The following is a 19,080-nucleotide window of genomic DNA, read 5'->3' as shown; positions in this document are numbered from 1 at the left end:
ACTCCTTTCTACCAGAGGCTATTCTCACTGGTGCGCTTGGCGATCTGGTTAACAGTAACAAGCAAAATAACGTTGACTACCGAGTTGAACAATCCTACAGCTGTTGAGAAGCTGTACTGGGCGTTCACAAGGCCCGCGCGGTATACATAGGTGGAAATTACATCGGAAGCCTCCATATTGAGCGAATTCTGCAGCAGCAGAATCTTCTCGAAGCCAAGGCCCAGTATATTACCCATATTCAAGATCAGCATGATCGTTATCGTGGGCACGATCGTCGGCAGATTGATATGCAGCATCCGTTTAAACCGGCTTGCTCCATCCATAATGGCCGCTTCATGCAGCTGGGGATCTACGCCTGACAGAGCCGCGAGATAAATAATAGTTCCCCACCCTGTGCTCTGCCAGACGCCCGAGAAGACATACACTGTCTTAAACCAGGCCGGATCAGTCAGAAACGCCGCTGGTTGTAGGCCCAGGAACTCGATGAACCGGACAATCATGCCACTAGAGGGTGATAAAAAAGTAATGATCATCCCTGCCATAACAACGACAGAAATGAAATGCGGCGCATAGGTTACCGTCTGAACCGATTTCTTGAACGGGCCGTTGCGGACTTCATTGAAAGCCAGTGCCAGAATGATCGGAAGCGGAAAACCGATAGCAAGTTCATAGAAACTGATGCTGAACGTGTTCCATAGCAAATCCCAGAAAAAATAGGAATTGAAAAACCGTTCAAAATGGTCAAAACCGACCCATTCGCTACCCGTAATTCCTTTCGAAGGTACGAAATTCTTAAAAGCAATCTGAATACCGTACATCGGACCGTAATGAAAAACGAGGAAATACAATAACACGGGAAGCATGAACAGATAGAGTTCCCAATTTTTCCAGATTCTTTTGCCAAGGGATTTGTTCTTCAATGAAGGATTTACGGATACTACAGCATGACTCCCCTTCATTCTCCCACTCCTCTCTATGGTAGTTTTCGTTACATAATGTAATGTATCCGCTTCGCATTCATGCTCATCCCCTTACTGCGAACGCTTACAATTCAAAGTGTAGTGAAACAAAGTTGACACCGTAAATATGTAGGTTCTGCATTGTCATGTTAAGAGCGTGTAAAACCGCGTTGCTGTGGTATTTTCCTGCCTGCCTTGATGTGAATATTTTCAGATGGAACATGGCTGCAAATATGTCAATTATGAACCTACTATCACACTTCATAAGTCACATATTGTGATCATCGGAAAGGTATGCAAACATTTGCTACGAATGCCAACCAAATTAAGATATTGTCCTGCGGTGGTACGACCGTAATCTTAACTTTACAGGAGGAGTTAGACTATGAACATGCCAGCTTCCATTACTACTTATCTTAATGAAGCCGATGAACGGCTCGCGCATCACCCGAAATTACAGCAATTGTTCCGCAACTGCTTCCCGAATACGCTGGAGACAACAACCAAGCTGCTTGAAGACGGTACCACCTTTGTATTTACGGGGGATATCCCGGCCATGTGGTTGCGGGATTCTACGGAGCAAGTGCGCCATTATATCCCTTTTGCCAAAAATGACCCTGCGCTGCAGCGGATTCTCCGCGGCCTGATCGCCCGCCAGATGTTCTATGTCAATATTGATCCATACACCAATGCCTTCAACGAAACGGCAAATGACAAACATTATCGGGCTACGGATGACTGTAATCTAAACCCGTGGATGTGGGAGCGCAAATACGAGCTGGACTCCCTCTGCTTCGTTGTCCAGCTGGCTTATATGTATTGGAAGGAAGCGGAGCAGACTGATATCTTTGATACGGCCTGCTACCAGGCGCTGACCTCCATCGTGAACGTTATCGAAACGGAACAGTACCACGGAGAGAAATCACCGTACCATTTCATCCGGGAGACGCTTCAGGATACGGAGACTTTGCACAATAACGGACGCGGCATGCCTGTTAATTACACCGGCATGAGCTGGTCGGGCTTCCGTCCGAGTGATGACAGCTGTGAGTTCGGCTACAATATTCCCTCCAATATGTTCGCTGTAGTGATTCTGGACTATATTCGCGAGATCGCAAGCGTCATCTATAAGGACGAAAGACTGGCGGCCCGGGCAGCGAAGCTGCGCAAGGAGATCGACTTTGGCATCCGGACCTACGGAATTGTGAATCATCCTAAATACGGCCGAATTTACGCCTACGAAACGGATGGATACGGTAATTATTCTCTGATGGACGATGCCGGCACACCAGGACTGATATCTATTCCTTATATTGGTTATGTGGGTGTGGAGGATGAAATTTATCAGAACACTCGCCGCTTTGCCCTCAGCTTCGATAACCCGTTCTATTTCGAGGGTAAACATGCCAAAGGCATCGGCAGTCCGCATACCCCTGGAGGTTATGTGTGGCATATGGCATTGTCCATGCAGGCGCTGACAGCAGATAACGATGAGGAGGTCAAAGAATTAATTGATATGCTTGTTCGGACTGATGCGAATACCGGATATATGCACGAAGGCTTTCACCCGGATAATCCCTCCGATTATTCACGTGAATGGTTTGCCTGGTCCAACAGTTTGTTTGCTACACTGATCGGCAAAGCAATGGACAAGGGAATAGTCTAGGCCCTTCTAACCTTGATACTTTTCAATGAAAATATAGGAGAGCCGTATCGTATTATACCTATAGACAAACCGGCTGTGCCATCCATTTTATACGGAAGGCACAACCGGTTATTAAGTATTAGTGAAATTAGGGAAACTTTCGAATATATATCTACTTCCTTCTATGGACGGTCAACACGCCAAGCGTCGAGCTTTTTTCTGAACAAAAAGCTATTGTTGCTTGGGACGCTACGTCACAATCTATAATGAAAAAAATGTGATAAAAGGAGCGTTCATTATGACTGAAACCAAGGCAAAGGAACAGTACAAAATACTGTTGAGAGCATCACTAACGCTAACAACCTTTCTTTTTATTGGATTGGTTCTTATTTGGATAGTTAAACGGGGAGAAATGTTACCATTTATAGCTTCCTTATTTATACCAAACGAGATTAGTATTTTATCCGCAATACTCATTGGTCTTATTTCCAGTTTGTTTATAACGACTATTGTTCTAGTTACATTCATTAAAACAAGAACAGAACTACCCCAAACCGAGGGATCAGATATGATTAAAAAAATAATGATCAAACCAAGTGGTGTAGCTGTATCTGCAATAGGTGGCGGTGTATTTGAAGAATTCCTTTTTAGAGGTGTCCTGATCGGATTATTTATTGGATACTCTTTAATAGTGGATTGGCTAGTCATTCTAATAAGTACTTTTCTATTTTGGGTAATACATGTTCCACAATATAAAGGTGCAACCGGTATCCTTATAGGTGTGTTTGTAAATGGGTTGATTTTTGCACTACTCTTTTATTTTACCGGGTCGTTAATCCCGCCCATGCTTGCCCATGGGATTTATAATACTTCTATTGGAATTATTCTGGCGAAAAAATACAAAAAATGATTTCTTGAAAAGAGGAAATTAGATGAGATTAACGGTGAGTAAATTTGCAAAGCTAGCAGACACAACGGTTCGTACGTTACGACATTATCGACAACTTGGAATTTTAGTGCCCTCACAAAAAAATGAAAATGACCATTATGTATATATAAATGAGGATTTTAAAAGGCTTCATGAAATTCAATTATTGCAAAGTCTGGGTCTTTCATTAAACGAAATTAAAGCCTGTTTGGAAGATCCGAAATATTCTTTCAATGAAATAATTAGATTTCAAGAACAATCCCTTCAACAGAGGAGAGAAGCAATCGATTGCTCTTTAGCGTTAATTGAACGAATAAATTGGTTAACCGAGCAAGATCAACTCCATGAATCAAACTCAGAGATACTCATGCTACTTATGAATTCCATGCGTGTTGAGGAGGCTCAAAAAAAACTGCTTCAAAAGTATGTCTCTAAAGATATTATTGATAAGGTGTTTCCAGAGGATATCTCTAAGCAAACGTACTTGGATGGACAACTCTACCATTTGTTATTGCTTGTCCAACGAGCGATCGTAAACGATCTTAAACCAGATCATCCTGTTATACAGCAGCAGTTGCATGACATAGTAACAGATACTCCATTACGTAATCTGATTTTCAATGACGAGGTAAATAACGAAGAACTGTATAAAAACGTAAAACCCTATGAGTCGTTGGTGCCTAAGCATACCATGGATTTTTTAAAAGAAGCATTTGAGGTATTAAATCTTAAGAAGAATTCTTCTTTAAAGGATTGAACCGAATCTCCTTCTTCTTTCCGATCCAGTATGAGTCCTTTTATTTATTGAATTTTTATCCATAAAAGAAAAATATATGATATATTTGACAAGCAACTTAAAACGTATTCAGGAAAAGAGGATGTTATATGAAAAAAGTCTTTTTATCTTGTCTTGCCATGCTCATGTTTTTGATTCCATTTTCCCCTGTGACTACCGCCGCGAGTGGAGATCGGCTGATTTATGACATCATGTATAATGTCGCTGGTGGAGGGCTAGTGTCAAACAATAACAGGTTTTCGTTTCAATTTGATAATTATGGTGATGCGCAGATCTGGGACGTCAAGTCTCGCAAGATGATATGGAACTCCAAGACTAAAGACCCGAGAATACATAAACTCCAGATTAATTATTTCAGCGGTAAGTTGGTCATATCCGATCCGCAAAACACACCTTATTGGACATCGGATAACCTGGCGTGGGCTAAGGCATGGTATGGAGCAGACAATGTGCCAGCCAATCTTAGAGGCAATGTGTTGATCATGCAAACTGATGGCAATCTGGTACTGTACAACAATGAAAATCCGGCTTTGGGGTGGTATCCTGTCTGGGCTTCCAATACAGGTGGACAATAGACTCCATAACCGTGCCATGCAAGCAGATTCACGCTCTCATCCGTTATATTTTGTAATGTGATTTTTTTTAAAAGTTGTTGTACACCAAAAGATCTCTTCACTTAGTGAAGAGATCTTTTGGTGTTTCCCGTATACAAATCGACATTTGCAATTCAAAAATTCAATGATTCGTCTGCTCATACAACAGACCAAATGCAGCACAGGTTTGGAATTCAACAAATCATCAAATCATTTCAGTTTCTTGACCATTCTGTAAAACGACATCGTGGGTTTATTAATTTCTGAGGTAATTTCATAGCCGAGTTTTGCATATAATCTAGCTGCCAGATGATTCTCCTTTTTCACTGTTAAGGAACTGATTGCATAACCTCGTGAAATAGCTTCCTCCTCAGCGAAATGAATAAGCTGGGAACCTATACCCATGCCTCTGCTTTCAGGCATCGTTGCCAGTGAAGCAATATGGAATTCACCTTGAAATCCTTCTTTTAGTGTTAAGGTGGAAAATAACCCCATTGGGCGAACTAAATTGTACAAAACCAGTCCCATTTTTCTAAGCAAAAACAATTGTTTCATCGTAGACCCGGTCAATTGATCGAGCACTGTGATTGGCAAACATGAGATCATTCCATAGATTTTTTCTCCTAATTTTGCTTCATATGCATACTGATGACTGAAACGATTGTTTTTCGTCTGCCATAATTTTCTGAATGTAGCATCGACTACGTTCTGATTATTTGAACCTGCGATGGTGTGAGCCATATTGCCAATTGCCATTACATGAAGCTTCGCTCCGAGTAATGAATAAGAACTGGCTTTGTCGATTGAAATTGTTGTCATTTATTAATGCTCCTGTTCATCGGATTGATTTGAAATTTAAAGGTTTGGAAGAAAGAGTGAATCCTTCAACTGTAATGTGGATTTCACCGATTTTAGAGAAAGTGATCGTACCCATAGAGCGTTTGATCAACATGTTTGTCCTCCTTCACGACAATGTATTTTGCTCATTAAGTTCATTGGGTTGATACTTTTTTATACAATTTGATAGCTTTAACTATCATTTAATTAAATATTAATCCGATCACCTTCTATAGTCAATATGACAACTGTCATGCAAAGAATAAATTCCTGTGAAAAGTTATCACGGGAGAGTTTGCTAGTATATGTATAGTTCTATGCTCAAGTGTATGTTGAACGAACCCATTTCCCCAATATTGCTCGCAGGTCGATCCGTCGCGTCCCCAATAAAAGAGCAGCCTGATTCATAAACTGCACCTCCATTCTTTTGTCTAACAAATGGGGTGCAGTTCACTTGGCAGGCTGCCTCCTTGATGTAATTTAGTTATCGTTCGGAATTAATTCATACAAGGCACGAACATCACAACCGATAGAATCGGCGATCGATATGGCAATTTTGAGTGGCATCACTCTTTTGTTTTCGATAAAGTCGTAGACTCGTTCCGGTTTAAAAAGCAAGTCTTTAGCCAGCCATTCCGCTGACTTTCCGGACTCCATCAATCGTTCATTCAGTAAGCAACGTCCTAATTCAAACTTCAAGGCTCGAAGACCTCCCGCGTAATATCGTATTTTACCTTAAGCGTTGTCCATTGCCAGCATGAGTATACTTTATAAAGGGAGCCATAACGAAGAAGTTCCTCATACGCCTGCCCCTTTTGTTAACTAGACAACCCACTCATTCGATTTTTAAGTTGATTTTTGCAACATCTAAGCTCATGATTCCATGAGTAGGACTTAGAAATTGTTTTGAGGATTCAATTGTGCTTAATGAACGAAGTAACGTGATAAAGTGATTGTGAAGTGTTTCCATTAGTATCAATGAAGTATCGATTGGTTCATTTTTATAGTCAAACCATTCTGCCCACAAGTCCTCCCTGTATAACGTAGATGTGGGAGTATCCTCCGTGAGGGCTTAACCTGTAAAAGACCATAGTTTGCCGTTGTTTATGCGGGCGCCAGGGTCTTTTACATTTTGTTATTCGTTAGGCATTTCGTTAAAGAAAGCTACATCATCAACTGCCAACCTCACCGTCGGATGTCCGGGCTTCGCAGCCTTGCCAATGGCGATTAACATAATCGGAATATAGCGTTCTGATATGCGGAAAGCTTCCTTGAACTTTTGTTTGTCATAGCCGCCCATCGATACCGTGTCGTAGCCTTTAGCACGGGCGACAAGCATGAGCTGCATCGATACTAGCCCCCCGTCGGTATACACTTTTTCGTGGATAGCCTCGGGTGGCATGCTCGAATACATCCCAGTATAGCGTTCCACGAACGATTTAGCTGTTTCTGCAGGCATGTAACCCGCTTCGACAGCCATTCCATAGATTTTCTCGGCCAATGTATAACACTCCAAATCTCCGAGTACCGCAATGACTGCCGAAGCCTCGACGACTTGCTGTTGATTGAATGCGATTGGAAGCAGCTTCTGCTTCAGCTCCGGCGAATCGATAACGAGAAAACGCCATGGCTGCAGATTAGCGGCTGAAGGAGCCAACGTGGCTTGTCGCAAGATGTCGGTCAATTCCTCCCGCGAAATCTTGGCTTCGGCATTATAACTACGAACCGAACGGCGTTCTCCAATAACATCAAAAAAAAGTTGATGCCCCATTGTTACAGATGGTTGTGAAACCGACATGTTTCTTTCCTCCCTTTTGAAAAGCAGCATTCTTTATTTTCTTTCAATACAACATAAATTGAACAACACTTGTTGTATTTATATGGTATAATACCGACCGAATGGTACGCAATCATCAATAAACATAAACCGTTGGATAGACAACACAACTTCTATAATGTCGTTTTATTAGGGGGGATCTTAACGATGACAATTAAAAAAAATGATGCTGATCCTCGTGTGAAACGTACACGGCGACTCCTTCAGGACGCCTTTGCTTCATTAACTCAAGAAAAAGATTTTGAATCGATAACCGTTAGGGATATTGCAGAGCGTGCAACGGTTAACAGAGCGACCTTTTATGCGCACTTTGTCGATAAATTTGAGATTCTGGAAGCAAAATTAATGGAATCATTCATGACAATCATAAATCGCAGAATAAACGGTCACGAAGTATTAAATGAAGAAACTATTCAGAGTGTTTTTCTGGGTGTATGCGATTTTCACGAGGGTTTAAGCACAATGTGCAAAAGAAGGTATACATCGCTTGGATCTGTATTCGAAATTCAAATAAAGGAAAAAATCCAATCGATTCTCCTATCCTTTATAGATAAAGACAAGATGCTATCAAGTCCAAACGCGTACTTATTAATAAATACATCTTCTATCATGTTAAGTTGGGGGATGTATGGGGCCGCTTACGTTTGGAACAATGAAGGGTGTCAATTAAGTGCGGAAGCATTCGTTAAACAGACAATGCCCTTAATGATGAACGGAGCCAAAGAACTCCTCGGATAGCACCTGGGATACATTTTAAGGGACAACTTGCTTCTCCTCAAATCCTTCCCCTTTCCTACAAACTTCATCATGAATTGCATCAAGCCAATGTTTATCAAAATGGTCATGCGATTCATTTTTTTGTTTATGTAGTTTCTTCCCTTCATCAAGTAACAAAAACCAGCCCCTATTAAAAATACATAGTAGGCTGGTTTGTAACATTCTAACTGCTGCTCGGTCTGCAAATGCTTCGTTTGAGTCTGTCGCTTACCCACGGCCTCCCTGAAAGGAAGGATATTTTGTCATGCCTCCATCAACGAACAGGGTAATACCTGTAACATAGCTGGATTCCGAAGAGGAGAGCCATACAGCAGCCGCTGCAATTTCTTCCGGCTTTCCGATGTAACCGAGCGGCACCAGATCCTCAACCGATGTTCGCAGTTTGGGATTGGCGAATTTAACTGCGTTAATGGGTGTGTTGATTGCACCCGGTGCGATGCTGTTCACACGAATTCCCTTTGGCGCAAACTCCAGAGCTAGCGTCTCAGTCATCATCTTGACCCCGCCCTTGCTCGCGGCATAATGAAGGAAATGCGGCCATGGGATAACTTCATGTACACTGGAAATATTGATGATTCGGCCTTTGATATCATGCTCCAGCATGTAATTCACGGCCTCCTTTGAACCGAGGAACGCTCCAGTTAGATTCACATCAATGACGCGTTTCCAGTCTTTCAAACTCAGCTCCTCTGACGGAACCTCGTTCTCAATGCCGGCATTGTTGATCATAATATCCAGGGAGCCAAAATGTTCATGCGCCGCCTGCACCAGCTCCTTTACGTCCTCTTCCTTGGAGACATCTCCCTTTACTCCAATGGCCTGCCCACCGTACGATTTAATTTTTTCAATGAGGGGCTGTATGTTCTGATTACTACTGTAGTAATTGATCAAAACATTTGCTTTTTCCTTACCAAAACGCAGTGCCATTGCTTCTCCCAGGCCGGTAGCCGCTCCCGTAATGACAACTGTCTGTCCTTGAAGATCCGTATACATCCTAATTACCTCCTGTCTGCATGGACTGATATGTTCAAAGTTACATTAACCAATTCGTTCCGCCATAAACATGATCTGACCCGTCCAGGGGAGTTGACCACGATCCTAGTATCATCATTTATATTCATATTCAGTCACTCCATTAATGCTTTGTTTCCCCAACCTACAAATCTCACGTACCTCATCGTAAAACAACCACAAAAGGCCAACCACTAAGTACTGGCTGACCTGATAATACGTAAAAAGCGCTAAAGATGACGACTTTCAATGGGTTATAATCTCTTCCTTTGACATCAAATCAATTTTGATCATAGAAAAAAACGTTCGTTCCCATCATAAACCTTATTGGGACATCTCTCGTTCTACTAGTTGTGACAGGTACCTATTCATTTGAAGAATTCTCCAAAAATGGATAGAAACTCACCTTTTTTTTCATATGCGCTCATTGATTTTGATCAACAATTTCTTTAAAACTTGCTTCTCCTCGTCGGTAAGGACTTGAACGATTTCTTCCTCCACCTTTTGGAATGATTCTTGAAAGTCTTCAATCAGTTCAATCGCTTTTGGCAATACATATATATTTTTTTGCCGTTCATTATCGGTAGGAATTTTGCGCTCGATGAATCCTTTTTGCTCTAGACCTTGAAGCATGCTAGTGATACTGGCCCCACGTAGATGAAACCGATCTGCAAGGTCCTTTTGAATAATATGATTATCTTGGTTCTGATAAATATAGTCGATCACTTTCCCTTGTTGAGCGTTTAACCCGAGCTCCTTTATACTCTCGTCTGCTCTCTTCTTTAACTTGAGACCAATAATCTGAAACAAATCCAGATAAAGTGTATCCTTTGGGGACTTCATGATTGACCTCCCTGTCATTGTTAGAAATCTAATTGTAAGTAAACTAACTATACGGTGATCCTACATGCTTGTCAAATAAAAATTAGTTTGTTGACAGTTAGAAATCTAACAGTTAACATTCTAATTGTTAAACAACAAACACTTGGAGGAATTCACATGGAGAAGGTCATTCAAAATCATGCGTTAGAACAAGTTACGGCGATTACAAATGTACGTATTTTTGATGGAGATCAAATTATTGCTCCCAGACATATTGTCATTAAAGGGGATTCCATTATTTCAGTGGGCGGAGACCTTCCGGAAGATGCAACGATTATCGATGGAGAAGATGCGACTCTACTGCCTGGTCTGATTGATGCACATGTTCACACCTCGATCGGAGGATTACGAGATGCCTTAAAATTCGGCGTTACAACCGAACTCGAAATGAACGGCGATTTTACTCAAAGAGGTCGCGAGATTCAGTTGAAAAATGTAAATGACGTCGCTGATGTCCGTTCTGCCGGCACAGCGATCAGCGCTCCGGGTGGACACCCAGATGAGTTACTGCCCGATGGAGATGAAATACCGGAATTCGTATTGAAGGAGCTAGAGAAGTTATCCGAGGAAGATCGGGAAGCAATGTTGGCCGCATACGCTCACGATCACGAAGAAATACCGCAAGTGACAACAGTGGACGAAGCGATTAAGCATGTGCATACCCAGGTGGATAATGGAGCCGACTATATTAAGGTCATGATTGAAGAAGGAACGGTCATGGGGGCACCTGGCCTGCCTGTGCTAAGTGACGAGATTTTAAAAACTGCCGTGAAAGAAGCCCACAAGTTGGATAAGCTGGTCATTGCCCACGTCTTGACAGCTCTTTCATCGCAAGAAGCTATCGATTTTGGAGTCGACGGTTTAGGTCATTTGTTTATCGACAGACCCGAGTACACATCCGACTTAGTGAAGTCCATAGTGAGTTCAGGCGCTTTTGTTATACCGTGCTTGGTGTTGAATTCATCGATTATTGGAAATCCGGCATCGGAATTGGCGAAAGATCCACGTGTTCATTCCAAATTAAGTCCAGACTGGATCGATATTTTGAACTCAAGCTTCAATACGTTTCCGCAAGGTAATATGGAGAACAGCTTTCAGAATGTGATGGATCTGCACCGTGCCGGAGTTGATATTCTGGTAGGGACGGATGTTGCGCCGGTTCCCGTTCCGAATCTTGGCGGCCTTGCTCATGGTGCCAGTGTCCACCACGAAATGCAGCTGCTGGTGAAGGCCGGGTTCACTCCGATCGAAGCTCTTCAGTCGGCTACTGCCAAACCGGCTCGTTGCTTTGGTCTTCATGACCGCGGTCGTATTATTGAAGGTGCACGCGCTGATCTTATTCTTGTAGACGGCGATCCAACCACTCATATTTCAGATACCTTGTCGATACAATCAGTGTGGTTCAATGGGGTGCAGCAACTGGGTTAATCGATTCGACTTCCCTGTACAATGAATTCGAATAAGAAGGCAGGCGATCACATTGATCGACTGCCTTCATGATTTCATTTTAATAGAATTTCAATAGTTTCCTTGGAAGCATTCGTTGCAGCCAAACTGAACGGAATGACAAAAAAATACCAGTATAAAAACTGGTATAATAAAGTTGAATATCTTCTTATATCTATAATTTCAGACCCTTTGATTAGTCCGATACAACAAATCCATCGAAGTTCTCAGGTCCTACACGGATTGTACCAAGCAAGTTAGAACTGATAAAAGCAGTATACGTCAATTGAGGAGTAATTGGTGGATTAAAATCATCTGCCGAGAACGTAATCACTTGAGGTGCAAGCACGCTCAAACTAAATGTGGACGTCGCCGAATAGATCACCGGATCTGTTGCCACTGTACCGCGTACAATTGTAATTGTGATTCCAACAAGAGCCAGCGGTAATGATACAGAAACGGTTCCTTTTAATTGCACTCTAGGGTTAGCTCCAGCCCCTGCTGTTTGCAAACCAATCTGACCAAACAATTGTGGTGTGTTAATTACCAGGATGGGTATAGCGATCGAGTTTGCCAAACTTGCATTTTGCGATGTTCTCGCATCCAAAAACGTTGTCATAGTGTTACCTCCTTATCACGAAGATAATATAATATATTCATAGGTAACTCGTTTGCTTGGACGTGAACATAAAAATAATGGAGCATTCCTACTAAAATAGTAGAAGTGCAATCCCACCCATGATTAGCCTCGTTAAGGTTCGAGTGGAGCCTCATGCTGCTCTATTTCACACAATGATAAATAAACGATTTATTTTCAGAAGAATTCGCTTGCTTAAATTCCCAATCACCATACGTTTCAATTTGCGTAAATCCGATTTGTTTTAACGACTCATCATATTCTTCTTGAGTTCGAAACCTTAGCTGCATTTTTTCATGAATCAGGACTTCGTCTGTCTTTGTATTTTTTATAATTTCATAGAAAGTGTAAACATCTCCCTCAAATCCTTCATATTCTGTATAGATTTCTAGAGAATCTCCACTAAGTCTGTCTTTTGCTAAGTCAGGAGTCTTGTCCCTCTCCCACTCTTTCCATACTTTTGCTAAAGGGTTTCTTGTATCAAAAATAAAGTGACCTCCAACTTTTAGGGATTGAATGACATCTGAAATGACTTGCTCCCAACTATCATCTGTAAGAAACACCTGTGCAACATTGGCTGTCATGATCACCGCGTCATACGTATTGATTGGTAAATCTGTACTATCACCTACAATCCAATTTACATTGCCTGGATGATCTTTACTTTTTGCCACATCAATCGCTTCTTCATTAGGGTCTATAGCCGTGATGATGTAACCGTTTTGGGCAAGATGAGTAGTCCACCTCCCTGTTCCACAGCCTAGGTCCGCTATATACTCTACATTTAATTTCTTTAGCAGTGCTAAGAAAAATTCATCGTCTCTTCCCCAGTGGTTAATCTGGTCATATACTAATGGAATCATATGTAATATCTACCTACTTTCTAATGGAATTTACTACCTGATAGAAACAAAAAATACTAAAGTTATAATAAATGTTTCCATAGACAAGTGTCAAAGGTTTGGTTCATTGGTGTAAATATGTCTTCCTTGCAGTTTCTTTTAAAAGATTTCGCTTCCTCTGCGAGAATTAGAGTATAGTAAAATTAGTAAAAAATATATTCCAGGAGGCTACAGCCATGTCACAGGAAATTTGGATTAACTTGCCGGTCAAAGATGTTGAGAGGTCAACCGCCTTTTTCAATGAGATTGGATTCCATGCAGTGAGCGTCGGTAACGAGAGATCCAGCCTTGTCATAGGCCAAACAACGATTCTGCTGTTCCCGGAGGCGGCGTTTGAGAAATTTACAGGTTCAAAAATCGCAGATACCTCCCATAGCGCAGAGGTCATATTTTCCATTGGTGCTGAAAGCAGAGAAGGAGTAGATGCCTTTATTCAGAAAGTGGAGTTTGCCGGAGGAAAGATCTTTGGCAAGCCGAGTGAAGTGGATGGCTGGATGTACGGAGCTGGATTTGCCGACCTGGACGGTCACCGCTGGAACCTGCTGTACATGGATGAGAGCAAAATGCCGAAACGCTAATATGAAAAGGGGCTTTTCAAAAGCCCCTTTGATTAGACAGTTTCTTAACAGTTCTTAGTGGTCGAGGAATACAAGCTGAATGAAGAATAACACTGCAAAAATGTAGAATATCGGATGAACATCCTTGCCTTTTCCGCGGAGCAGCTTGAGTACAGGATAGAAGATAAACCCTACACCGATTCCTGTCGCAATGCTGTGTGTTAACGGAGTGAGTATGATAATCAGGAAGGCAGGAAATGCTTCTTCGAGATCCTTCCAATTGATTTTGCTGATTACGCTAATCATAAAATACCCCACAATGATCAGTGCCGGAGAAGTGATCGCCGGGATGCCTGATATCACACTTACGATAGGTGTGAAGAACAAAGTAAGAGCAAGCAGTACACTTACCGTTACTGCCGTCAGTCCGGTTCTTCCTCCGGCAGCTACCCCTGTGCTGGACTCGATATAAGCCGAGGTTGGGCTCGTCCCGAGTAACGCCCCAGTGGTTGTCCCTACGGCATCCGCCAGTAGCGCGCCACGTGAGCGCGGAAATTTACCATCCTTCAGCAATCCTGCCTGTTCAGCTACGCCGAGCATCGTCCCGGTCGTATCAAACAGTGTAATTAGCAGGAAAGTGAATATAATCGTATACAAGCCATTGGAAAATACGCCTGCCAGATCGAGGTGGAAAGCAGTTGTCGTAAGGCCTTGCGGCATGGATACAATCGATTCAGGCATTTGAAATATACCCAAAATCCAGGCAAGTATCGCTGTTATCACCATTCCGATGAACAGATAACCTTTTACATTATAAGCCATCAGCACAACCGTAATAATCAATCCGATAAGGGTCAGGTAAGTCATCGGCTCTGCCAAGTTTCCGAGGGTTATCAAATTCGATTCTGAATCGGCAATAATCCCGGAATTTTGCAAGCCTACCGTTGTAATAAAGAGTCCAATCCCTGCTGTTATGGCATGTTTCAAGCTTGCAGGTATGGCATCAAGCAGCATGTAACGAAATGAAGTCAGTGATAAAATAATAAACAAAAGCCCGGCTATAAATACCGCTCCAAGTGCAACCTGCCAAGATACGCCATATCCGGAGACTACACTATAGGCAAAGAATGCATTCAGGCCCATACCAGGTGCCAAGACGATCGGATAATTGGACCATATCCCCATAATCAGAGTCGCTACAATACTCGCCAGCACTGTAGCAATGAATACGCCGTTAAAGTTCATCCCCGTACTGCTGAGTATTCCTGGATTTACGATAACGATGTATACCATCGTAAAGAATGTCGTGATCCCTGCAATGATTTCTGTTGAAACGCTCGTGCCTCGTTCTTTTAGTTTGAACCAATTGTCCATGGTAAAGCCATCCTCCAACTTTCAAATTATTCTCCAAAGGTAAAAACAAAAAAAATCCTAATCTAATATAGGATGTGATATTATCGCTCCTATATTCGTCATTAGGATTTAACAGCTAAAGCTTGTAAACCAAAAATAAGGATACTCATATCTGTTTCAACCTGATGTCCATTTCGTATTTTAATAAAAATAACACGGATTGTCAACGAATCAACCCATCTGTTCACAGTTAATTACGAACTATACAGATATGATATTAAATATTCATTCGTTTATTAGAAAGAATAATAGCCTCAAACCAAAAACAGCCGATCCATGGATCGGCTGTTTTGTACAGATATTTTATGCTTGTTATAAGATTTGCCCATTACTCTCAATGACTTGTCTATACCAGTCAAACGAGTCTTTGCGGTATCTTCGCAGCGTACCGTTCCCGGCATTGTCTTGATCTACATAAATGAAGCCATAACGTTTACCCATTTCAGATGTGGAACAGCTAATAATGTCGATAGGTCCCCAGCTAGTGAAACCCATCAACTCCACACCATCTGCGACTGCTTCTTTCATTTGCTCAATGTGGCGACGCAGATAGTCAATTCGATAGGTATCATGAATGGAGCCGTCTTCCTCCAGCTTGTCGGTAGCACCAAGACCATTCTCTACGATAAATAAAGGCATCCGGTAACGGTCGTACAAACGATTCAGCGCAACACGAAGACCGATTGGATCGATTGGCCAACCCCATTCAGTAACTTCCAGGTGAGGGTTTTTAACTTGACTTACCAGCATACCGGAATTGCTGTTATCATTGGGGTCGTATTTTCCGATGTAGGTCATGTAATAGCTGAATGCAATAAAATCGACCGTGTTATTCTTAATAATTGCATCATCCTCAGGTTCCTTCACCAGCTCGATCTCGTTCTCTTCAAAATATCTATTCATGTAGGATGGGTATTCGCCCCGTGCCTGAACCTCCGGATAGAACAGATTCATCTGATCTTCCTTCAGTGTTTGCAGGACGTCCTCTGGTTTGCTTGATGCAGCATACGTTTCCAGACGGCATATCATACAGCCGATTTGGGCGTTTGGCATCTTCTCTTTACCGCTTTTTACAGCCAGTGCGCTCGCTACAAACTGGTGATGAGTCGCTTGGTAGGCAACCTGCTCTTTGCTGCCCTTGATTTTATCCTCAAGGATACCGCCACCCGTATACAGGCTTGTAAGGATCATATTCATTTCATTAAACGTAATCCAGTATTTCACTTTGTCTTTATAACGGTCAAACAGGGTGTTGGCGAATTTTAGATACAGGTCAATGAGTCTACGGTCTTCCCAACCATTGTATTTCTGAGTTAGATGTATAGGCATTTCGTAATGGGAGATGGTCACGAGTGGTTCGATGTTGTGCTTCAAGAGTTCATCCAGCACATTGTCATAGAACGCCAGGCCCGCTTCATTAGGCACCTCTTCTTCCCCTGTAGGGAAAATGCGTGTCCATGCCATGGAGATCCGTAATACTTTGAATCCCATCTCGGCGAACAAGGCAATGTCTTCCTTATAACGATGAAAGAAATCTACTCCGTTGCGTTTCGGGAAATACACATCGGTGTTTCCTCCCAGGAACTCTTCAAGCTCAACAGAATTGACATCAAAGGTAAAATCCTTGCCATTGCGAAGTTCCTTGGGTACGAATGGAGCCATGTCCGAAGTGGACAACCCTTTCCCGTCAGCATCAAATGCGCCCTCCAACTGATTGGCTGCTGTTGCGCCTCCCCATAAAAACCCGGCTGGAAATACTTGTTTGTTCTCTTGGTTTGTCATAATGGTTGTGCTCCTTTTTATACAATAGTTTGAAATAAAATAAGATGACTTCCTATGGTAAATGTGAAAAACATTTAGCGAACGGTGAGAAGAAGCAATTCATTCATTGAAATCACCCCCTTCACATGTACTGGCACAACATCCAGATAATCCGGTGTATTCGTCACAATGACGGGTGAAACGATGTCCAGTCCTACAGCCTTGATATTCTCCAAATCGAATTCAACGAGTATTTCACCCGAGCGGACTTCTTGTCCCGCCACCACTTTGACATCATAGAACTTCCCTTTGAGCGAGACCGTATTTAGTCCGATGTGGATGAGTATATCAATCCCGTCCGTGGATTGAAGCATAATGGCATGTTTGCTTTTGGCCACCATCGTGACTGTTCCGTCAAAAGGTGCGGTCACTTTGCCTTCTGTCGGTCTGATTGCAATCCCTTTACCTGTCAGCTCGTCCGCAAATGTTTTGTCTGGGAGCTCTGCAAGTGGAACAAGTTCTCCGGTAAGTGGGCTCTGTACCTCACCTTTCTTCTCTTCGATGGAACGAACCGTTAGTGGCATTTCGTTCTGTTCACGCAGTGGTTCAGGCCTCAATTCCATCAGTGGGGAGTCTGATGCAGCCGATGGCTGTGGCTCGGAATCATCCCATTTCAGCATCAAGGTCAAGACGAACGAAACGGTGAAACTAATGGCGACTCCAATCAACGCATACCAGAAGTTGGACATTCCCCCCTTCGGGTCGATGTATAACGGCAGTGACAGCAATCCGGGTACAGCAAAGCCAAAACATTTCAGGCCAACTGCTGTTATAAATCCGCCGCCTGCGGCTCCGCCAACGAGCGATGCGTAGAACGGTTTTTTTAACTTTAGCGTAACTCCGTACAATGCAGGTTCTGTAATGCCCAGTAAGGCGGAAATTCCACTCGACAGTGCAATCGACTTCATGTTCGGGTTTTTCGTTTTGAGAAACACCGCCATTACCGCGCCAGCCTGACTCATGTTCGTGATCAAATTGATGGGTAACAAAAGCACATCATAACCAAGTTTACTCAAATTTTGCAGCGTGCCCGGGAAAAATGCATAGTGCATACCCGTCATGACGATTAATGGCATCAAGCCGCCAAGGATAATTCCTGTCAGAGGACCGGAATGGGCAAAGAGCCACGATGTACCCATTTCCAAATAAGTGCCGATGAAAGTACCTAACGGGCCGATGGCAATCAACAGAACCGGAACCGTAATTACCAGCACAATCATCGAAGTGAAAATGACTTTTACCGGGCCTGGAATGATCCTGTCTACCCAGCGGTACACATAACTTAGCAACCACACACCCAGGATAATTGGAATGACGGACTGCGTGTAATTCACGATCGACACCGGGAGCGAAAGGAAACGAATCGGTTCAAGATGATTGGCATTGAAAGCATCCAGAATGGTCGGATATAACAGTGTGCCGGCAAGCGTCAGAGCGATATACTCGTTCACCTTAAATTTGCGAGCGGACGATACGGCTAACAGGAAAGGCAGAAAATAGAAGGCAGCATTACCGATGGACGCTAGCACCTGATATTCGCCGCTATTCTCGTGCAGAAGTCCTAACGTAACCAGGAGTGCCAGAATCCCTTTGAGCATACCTGTCCCCACAATAGCCGGAAGGATCGGTGTAAATATGCCGGAGATGGTATCCAGTACAGCATTGAGACCTCTGGAGCGGGATTTCTGTTCTTCTTTATGCTCCGTGGAAGCGCCCTGCTTCAGCTGTCCCTCCAATTCCTCATATACCGCAGCGACGTTATTTCCGATGACAACCTGGAATTGATCGTTCTGAAACTGGGCACCCAGGACACCATTCAGTTTCTTAATCTGCTCCAGTTGAACCTTCTTCTCATCCTTAACATTGAAGCGGAGTCTGGTGATGCAGTGCCAGGCCTGGATGATGTTTTCTTCTCCTCCTGTTAATTGGATGATCTCCGTGGACAGATCCCTGTGGTTCATGCTGATTCCTCCTCTGTTTTTGGCGAAAAAAAAACCAAATGCTAAACCGGTCCGCTGCATGTGCAGAGTCGGTAACAT

At 42.9% G+C, this 19,080-nt stretch carries 19 protein-coding genes; 7 read left to right on the top strand and 12 right to left on the bottom strand.

The annotated features are described in order from the left end of the window. Window positions 1-8 precede the first annotated feature (8 nt). Complete coding sequence (locus tag JNUCC31_RS31895) at window positions 9-959, bottom strand: ABC transporter permease (protein WP_192267284.1); 951 nt, start codon at window positions 957-959, stop codon at window positions 9-11. A 385-nt stretch (window positions 960-1,344) separates the two neighbouring features. Between JNUCC31_RS31895 and JNUCC31_RS31890 the strand changes: the two genes are divergently transcribed. The 4 genes from JNUCC31_RS31890 (at window position 1,345) to JNUCC31_RS31875 (ending at window position 4,903) form a co-directional block, all read left to right on the top strand. Beyond that, a complete protein-coding gene (locus tag JNUCC31_RS31890) occupies window positions 1,345-2,625 on the top strand; it encodes a glycoside hydrolase family 125 protein (protein WP_192267283.1) in 1,281 nt (426 codons plus the stop codon). 277 nt (window positions 2,626-2,902) lie between these two features. Further along, on the top strand, window positions 2,903-3,514 hold the full coding sequence (locus tag JNUCC31_RS31885) for a CPBP family intramembrane glutamic endopeptidase (protein ID WP_192267282.1): 612 nt from the start codon (window positions 2,903-2,905) through the stop codon (window positions 3,512-3,514). 22 nt (window positions 3,515-3,536) lie between these two features. Beyond that, on the top strand, window positions 3,537-4,289 hold the full coding sequence (locus JNUCC31_RS31880) for a MerR family transcriptional regulator (RefSeq protein WP_192267281.1): 753 nt from the start codon (window positions 3,537-3,539) through the stop codon (window positions 4,287-4,289). Between the two features lie 128 nt (window positions 4,290-4,417). Further along, on the top strand, window positions 4,418-4,903 hold the full coding sequence (locus JNUCC31_RS31875) for a hypothetical protein (RefSeq protein WP_192267280.1): 486 nt from the start codon (window positions 4,418-4,420) through the stop codon (window positions 4,901-4,903). 228 nt (window positions 4,904-5,131) lie between these two features. Here JNUCC31_RS31875 and JNUCC31_RS31870 read toward each other — a convergent pair whose 3' ends face one another. The 3 genes from JNUCC31_RS31870 to JNUCC31_RS31860 form a co-directional block, all read right to left on the bottom strand. Beyond that, window positions 5,132-5,740: a GNAT family N-acetyltransferase gene (locus JNUCC31_RS31870; protein WP_192267279.1), complete on the bottom strand. Its 609-nt coding sequence runs from the start codon at window positions 5,738-5,740 to the stop codon at window positions 5,132-5,134. A 498-nt stretch (window positions 5,741-6,238) separates the two neighbouring features. Beyond that, the gene (locus JNUCC31_RS31865; protein ID WP_192267278.1) at window positions 6,239-6,457 is read right to left on the bottom strand and encodes an XRE family transcriptional regulator; all 219 of its coding nucleotides are present in this window, start codon (window positions 6,455-6,457) and stop codon (window positions 6,239-6,241) included. A gap of 436 nt (window positions 6,458-6,893) precedes the next feature. Continuing rightward, window positions 6,894-7,556 carry a nitroreductase family protein gene (locus tag JNUCC31_RS31860; protein ID WP_192267277.1) on the bottom strand — a complete coding sequence of 221 codons (663 nt, stop codon included), beginning with the start codon at window positions 7,554-7,556 and terminating at the stop codon, window positions 6,894-6,896. A 186-nt stretch (window positions 7,557-7,742) separates the two neighbouring features. On the opposite strand from JNUCC31_RS31860, the gene JNUCC31_RS31855 reads away from it, so the two are divergent. Continuing rightward, on the top strand, window positions 7,743-8,333 hold the full coding sequence (locus tag JNUCC31_RS31855) for a TetR/AcrR family transcriptional regulator (protein WP_024629908.1): 591 nt from the start codon (window positions 7,743-7,745) through the stop codon (window positions 8,331-8,333). 15 nt (window positions 8,334-8,348) lie between these two features. Here JNUCC31_RS31855 and JNUCC31_RS31850 read toward each other — a convergent pair whose 3' ends face one another. The 3 genes from JNUCC31_RS31850 to JNUCC31_RS31840 form a co-directional block, all read right to left on the bottom strand. Continuing rightward, window positions 8,349-8,534 (bottom strand): hypothetical protein, encoded by a 186-nt coding sequence (locus tag JNUCC31_RS31850; RefSeq protein WP_192267276.1) that lies wholly within the window; start codon window positions 8,532-8,534, stop codon window positions 8,349-8,351. Between the two features lie 45 nt (window positions 8,535-8,579). Next, on the bottom strand, window positions 8,580-9,365 hold the full coding sequence (locus JNUCC31_RS31845) for a glucose-1-dehydrogenase (protein ID WP_192267275.1): 786 nt from the start codon (window positions 9,363-9,365) through the stop codon (window positions 8,580-8,582). A gap of 432 nt (window positions 9,366-9,797) precedes the next feature. Continuing rightward, window positions 9,798-10,226 carry a MarR family winged helix-turn-helix transcriptional regulator gene (locus JNUCC31_RS31840; protein WP_192267274.1) on the bottom strand — a complete coding sequence of 143 codons (429 nt, stop codon included), beginning with the start codon at window positions 10,224-10,226 and terminating at the stop codon, window positions 9,798-9,800. A gap of 156 nt (window positions 10,227-10,382) precedes the next feature. Here JNUCC31_RS31840 and JNUCC31_RS31835 point away from each other — a divergent pair, with 156 nt between their 5' ends. Then, complete coding sequence (locus tag JNUCC31_RS31835) at window positions 10,383-11,693, top strand: amidohydrolase family protein (protein ID WP_192267273.1); 1,311 nt, start codon at window positions 10,383-10,385, stop codon at window positions 11,691-11,693. Between the two features lie 214 nt (window positions 11,694-11,907). Here JNUCC31_RS31835 and JNUCC31_RS31830 read toward each other — a convergent pair whose 3' ends face one another. Then, the gene (locus JNUCC31_RS31830) at window positions 11,908-12,330 is read right to left on the bottom strand and encodes a hypothetical protein (RefSeq protein ID WP_192267272.1); all 423 of its coding nucleotides are present in this window, start codon (window positions 12,328-12,330) and stop codon (window positions 11,908-11,910) included. A gap of 161 nt (window positions 12,331-12,491) precedes the next feature. Next, on the bottom strand, window positions 12,492-13,211 hold the full coding sequence (locus JNUCC31_RS31825) for a class I SAM-dependent methyltransferase (RefSeq protein ID WP_192267271.1): 720 nt from the start codon (window positions 13,209-13,211) through the stop codon (window positions 12,492-12,494). Window positions 13,212-13,426: 215 nt separating this feature from the next. Between JNUCC31_RS31825 and JNUCC31_RS31820 the strand changes: the two genes are divergently transcribed. Then, a complete protein-coding gene (locus tag JNUCC31_RS31820; protein WP_192267270.1) occupies window positions 13,427-13,828 on the top strand; it encodes a VOC family protein in 402 nt (133 codons plus the stop codon). A gap of 54 nt (window positions 13,829-13,882) precedes the next feature. Here JNUCC31_RS31820 and JNUCC31_RS31815 read toward each other — a convergent pair whose 3' ends face one another. From JNUCC31_RS31815 to JNUCC31_RS31805, 3 genes are all read right to left on the bottom strand, one after another. Then, window positions 13,883-15,181: an NCS2 family permease gene (locus tag JNUCC31_RS31815; protein ID WP_192267269.1), complete on the bottom strand. Its 1,299-nt coding sequence runs from the start codon at window positions 15,179-15,181 to the stop codon at window positions 13,883-13,885. A gap of 351 nt (window positions 15,182-15,532) precedes the next feature. Continuing rightward, complete coding sequence (locus tag JNUCC31_RS31810; RefSeq protein WP_192267268.1) at window positions 15,533-17,002, bottom strand: glycoside hydrolase family 1 protein; 1,470 nt, start codon at window positions 17,000-17,002, stop codon at window positions 15,533-15,535. A gap of 74 nt (window positions 17,003-17,076) precedes the next feature. Continuing rightward, on the bottom strand, window positions 17,077-19,002 hold the full coding sequence (locus tag JNUCC31_RS31805; RefSeq protein ID WP_192267267.1) for a beta-glucoside-specific PTS transporter subunit IIABC: 1,926 nt from the start codon (window positions 19,000-19,002) through the stop codon (window positions 17,077-17,079). Window positions 19,003-19,080 lie beyond the last annotated feature (78 nt).

This window comes from Paenibacillus sp. JNUCC-31, from assembly GCF_014844075.1.
Taxonomy (GTDB): domain Bacteria; phylum Bacillota; class Bacilli; order Paenibacillales; family Paenibacillaceae; genus Paenibacillus.
The sequence above is the reverse complement of the archived record's forward strand: the minus strand, read 5'-3'. Positions and strand labels throughout refer to the sequence as shown.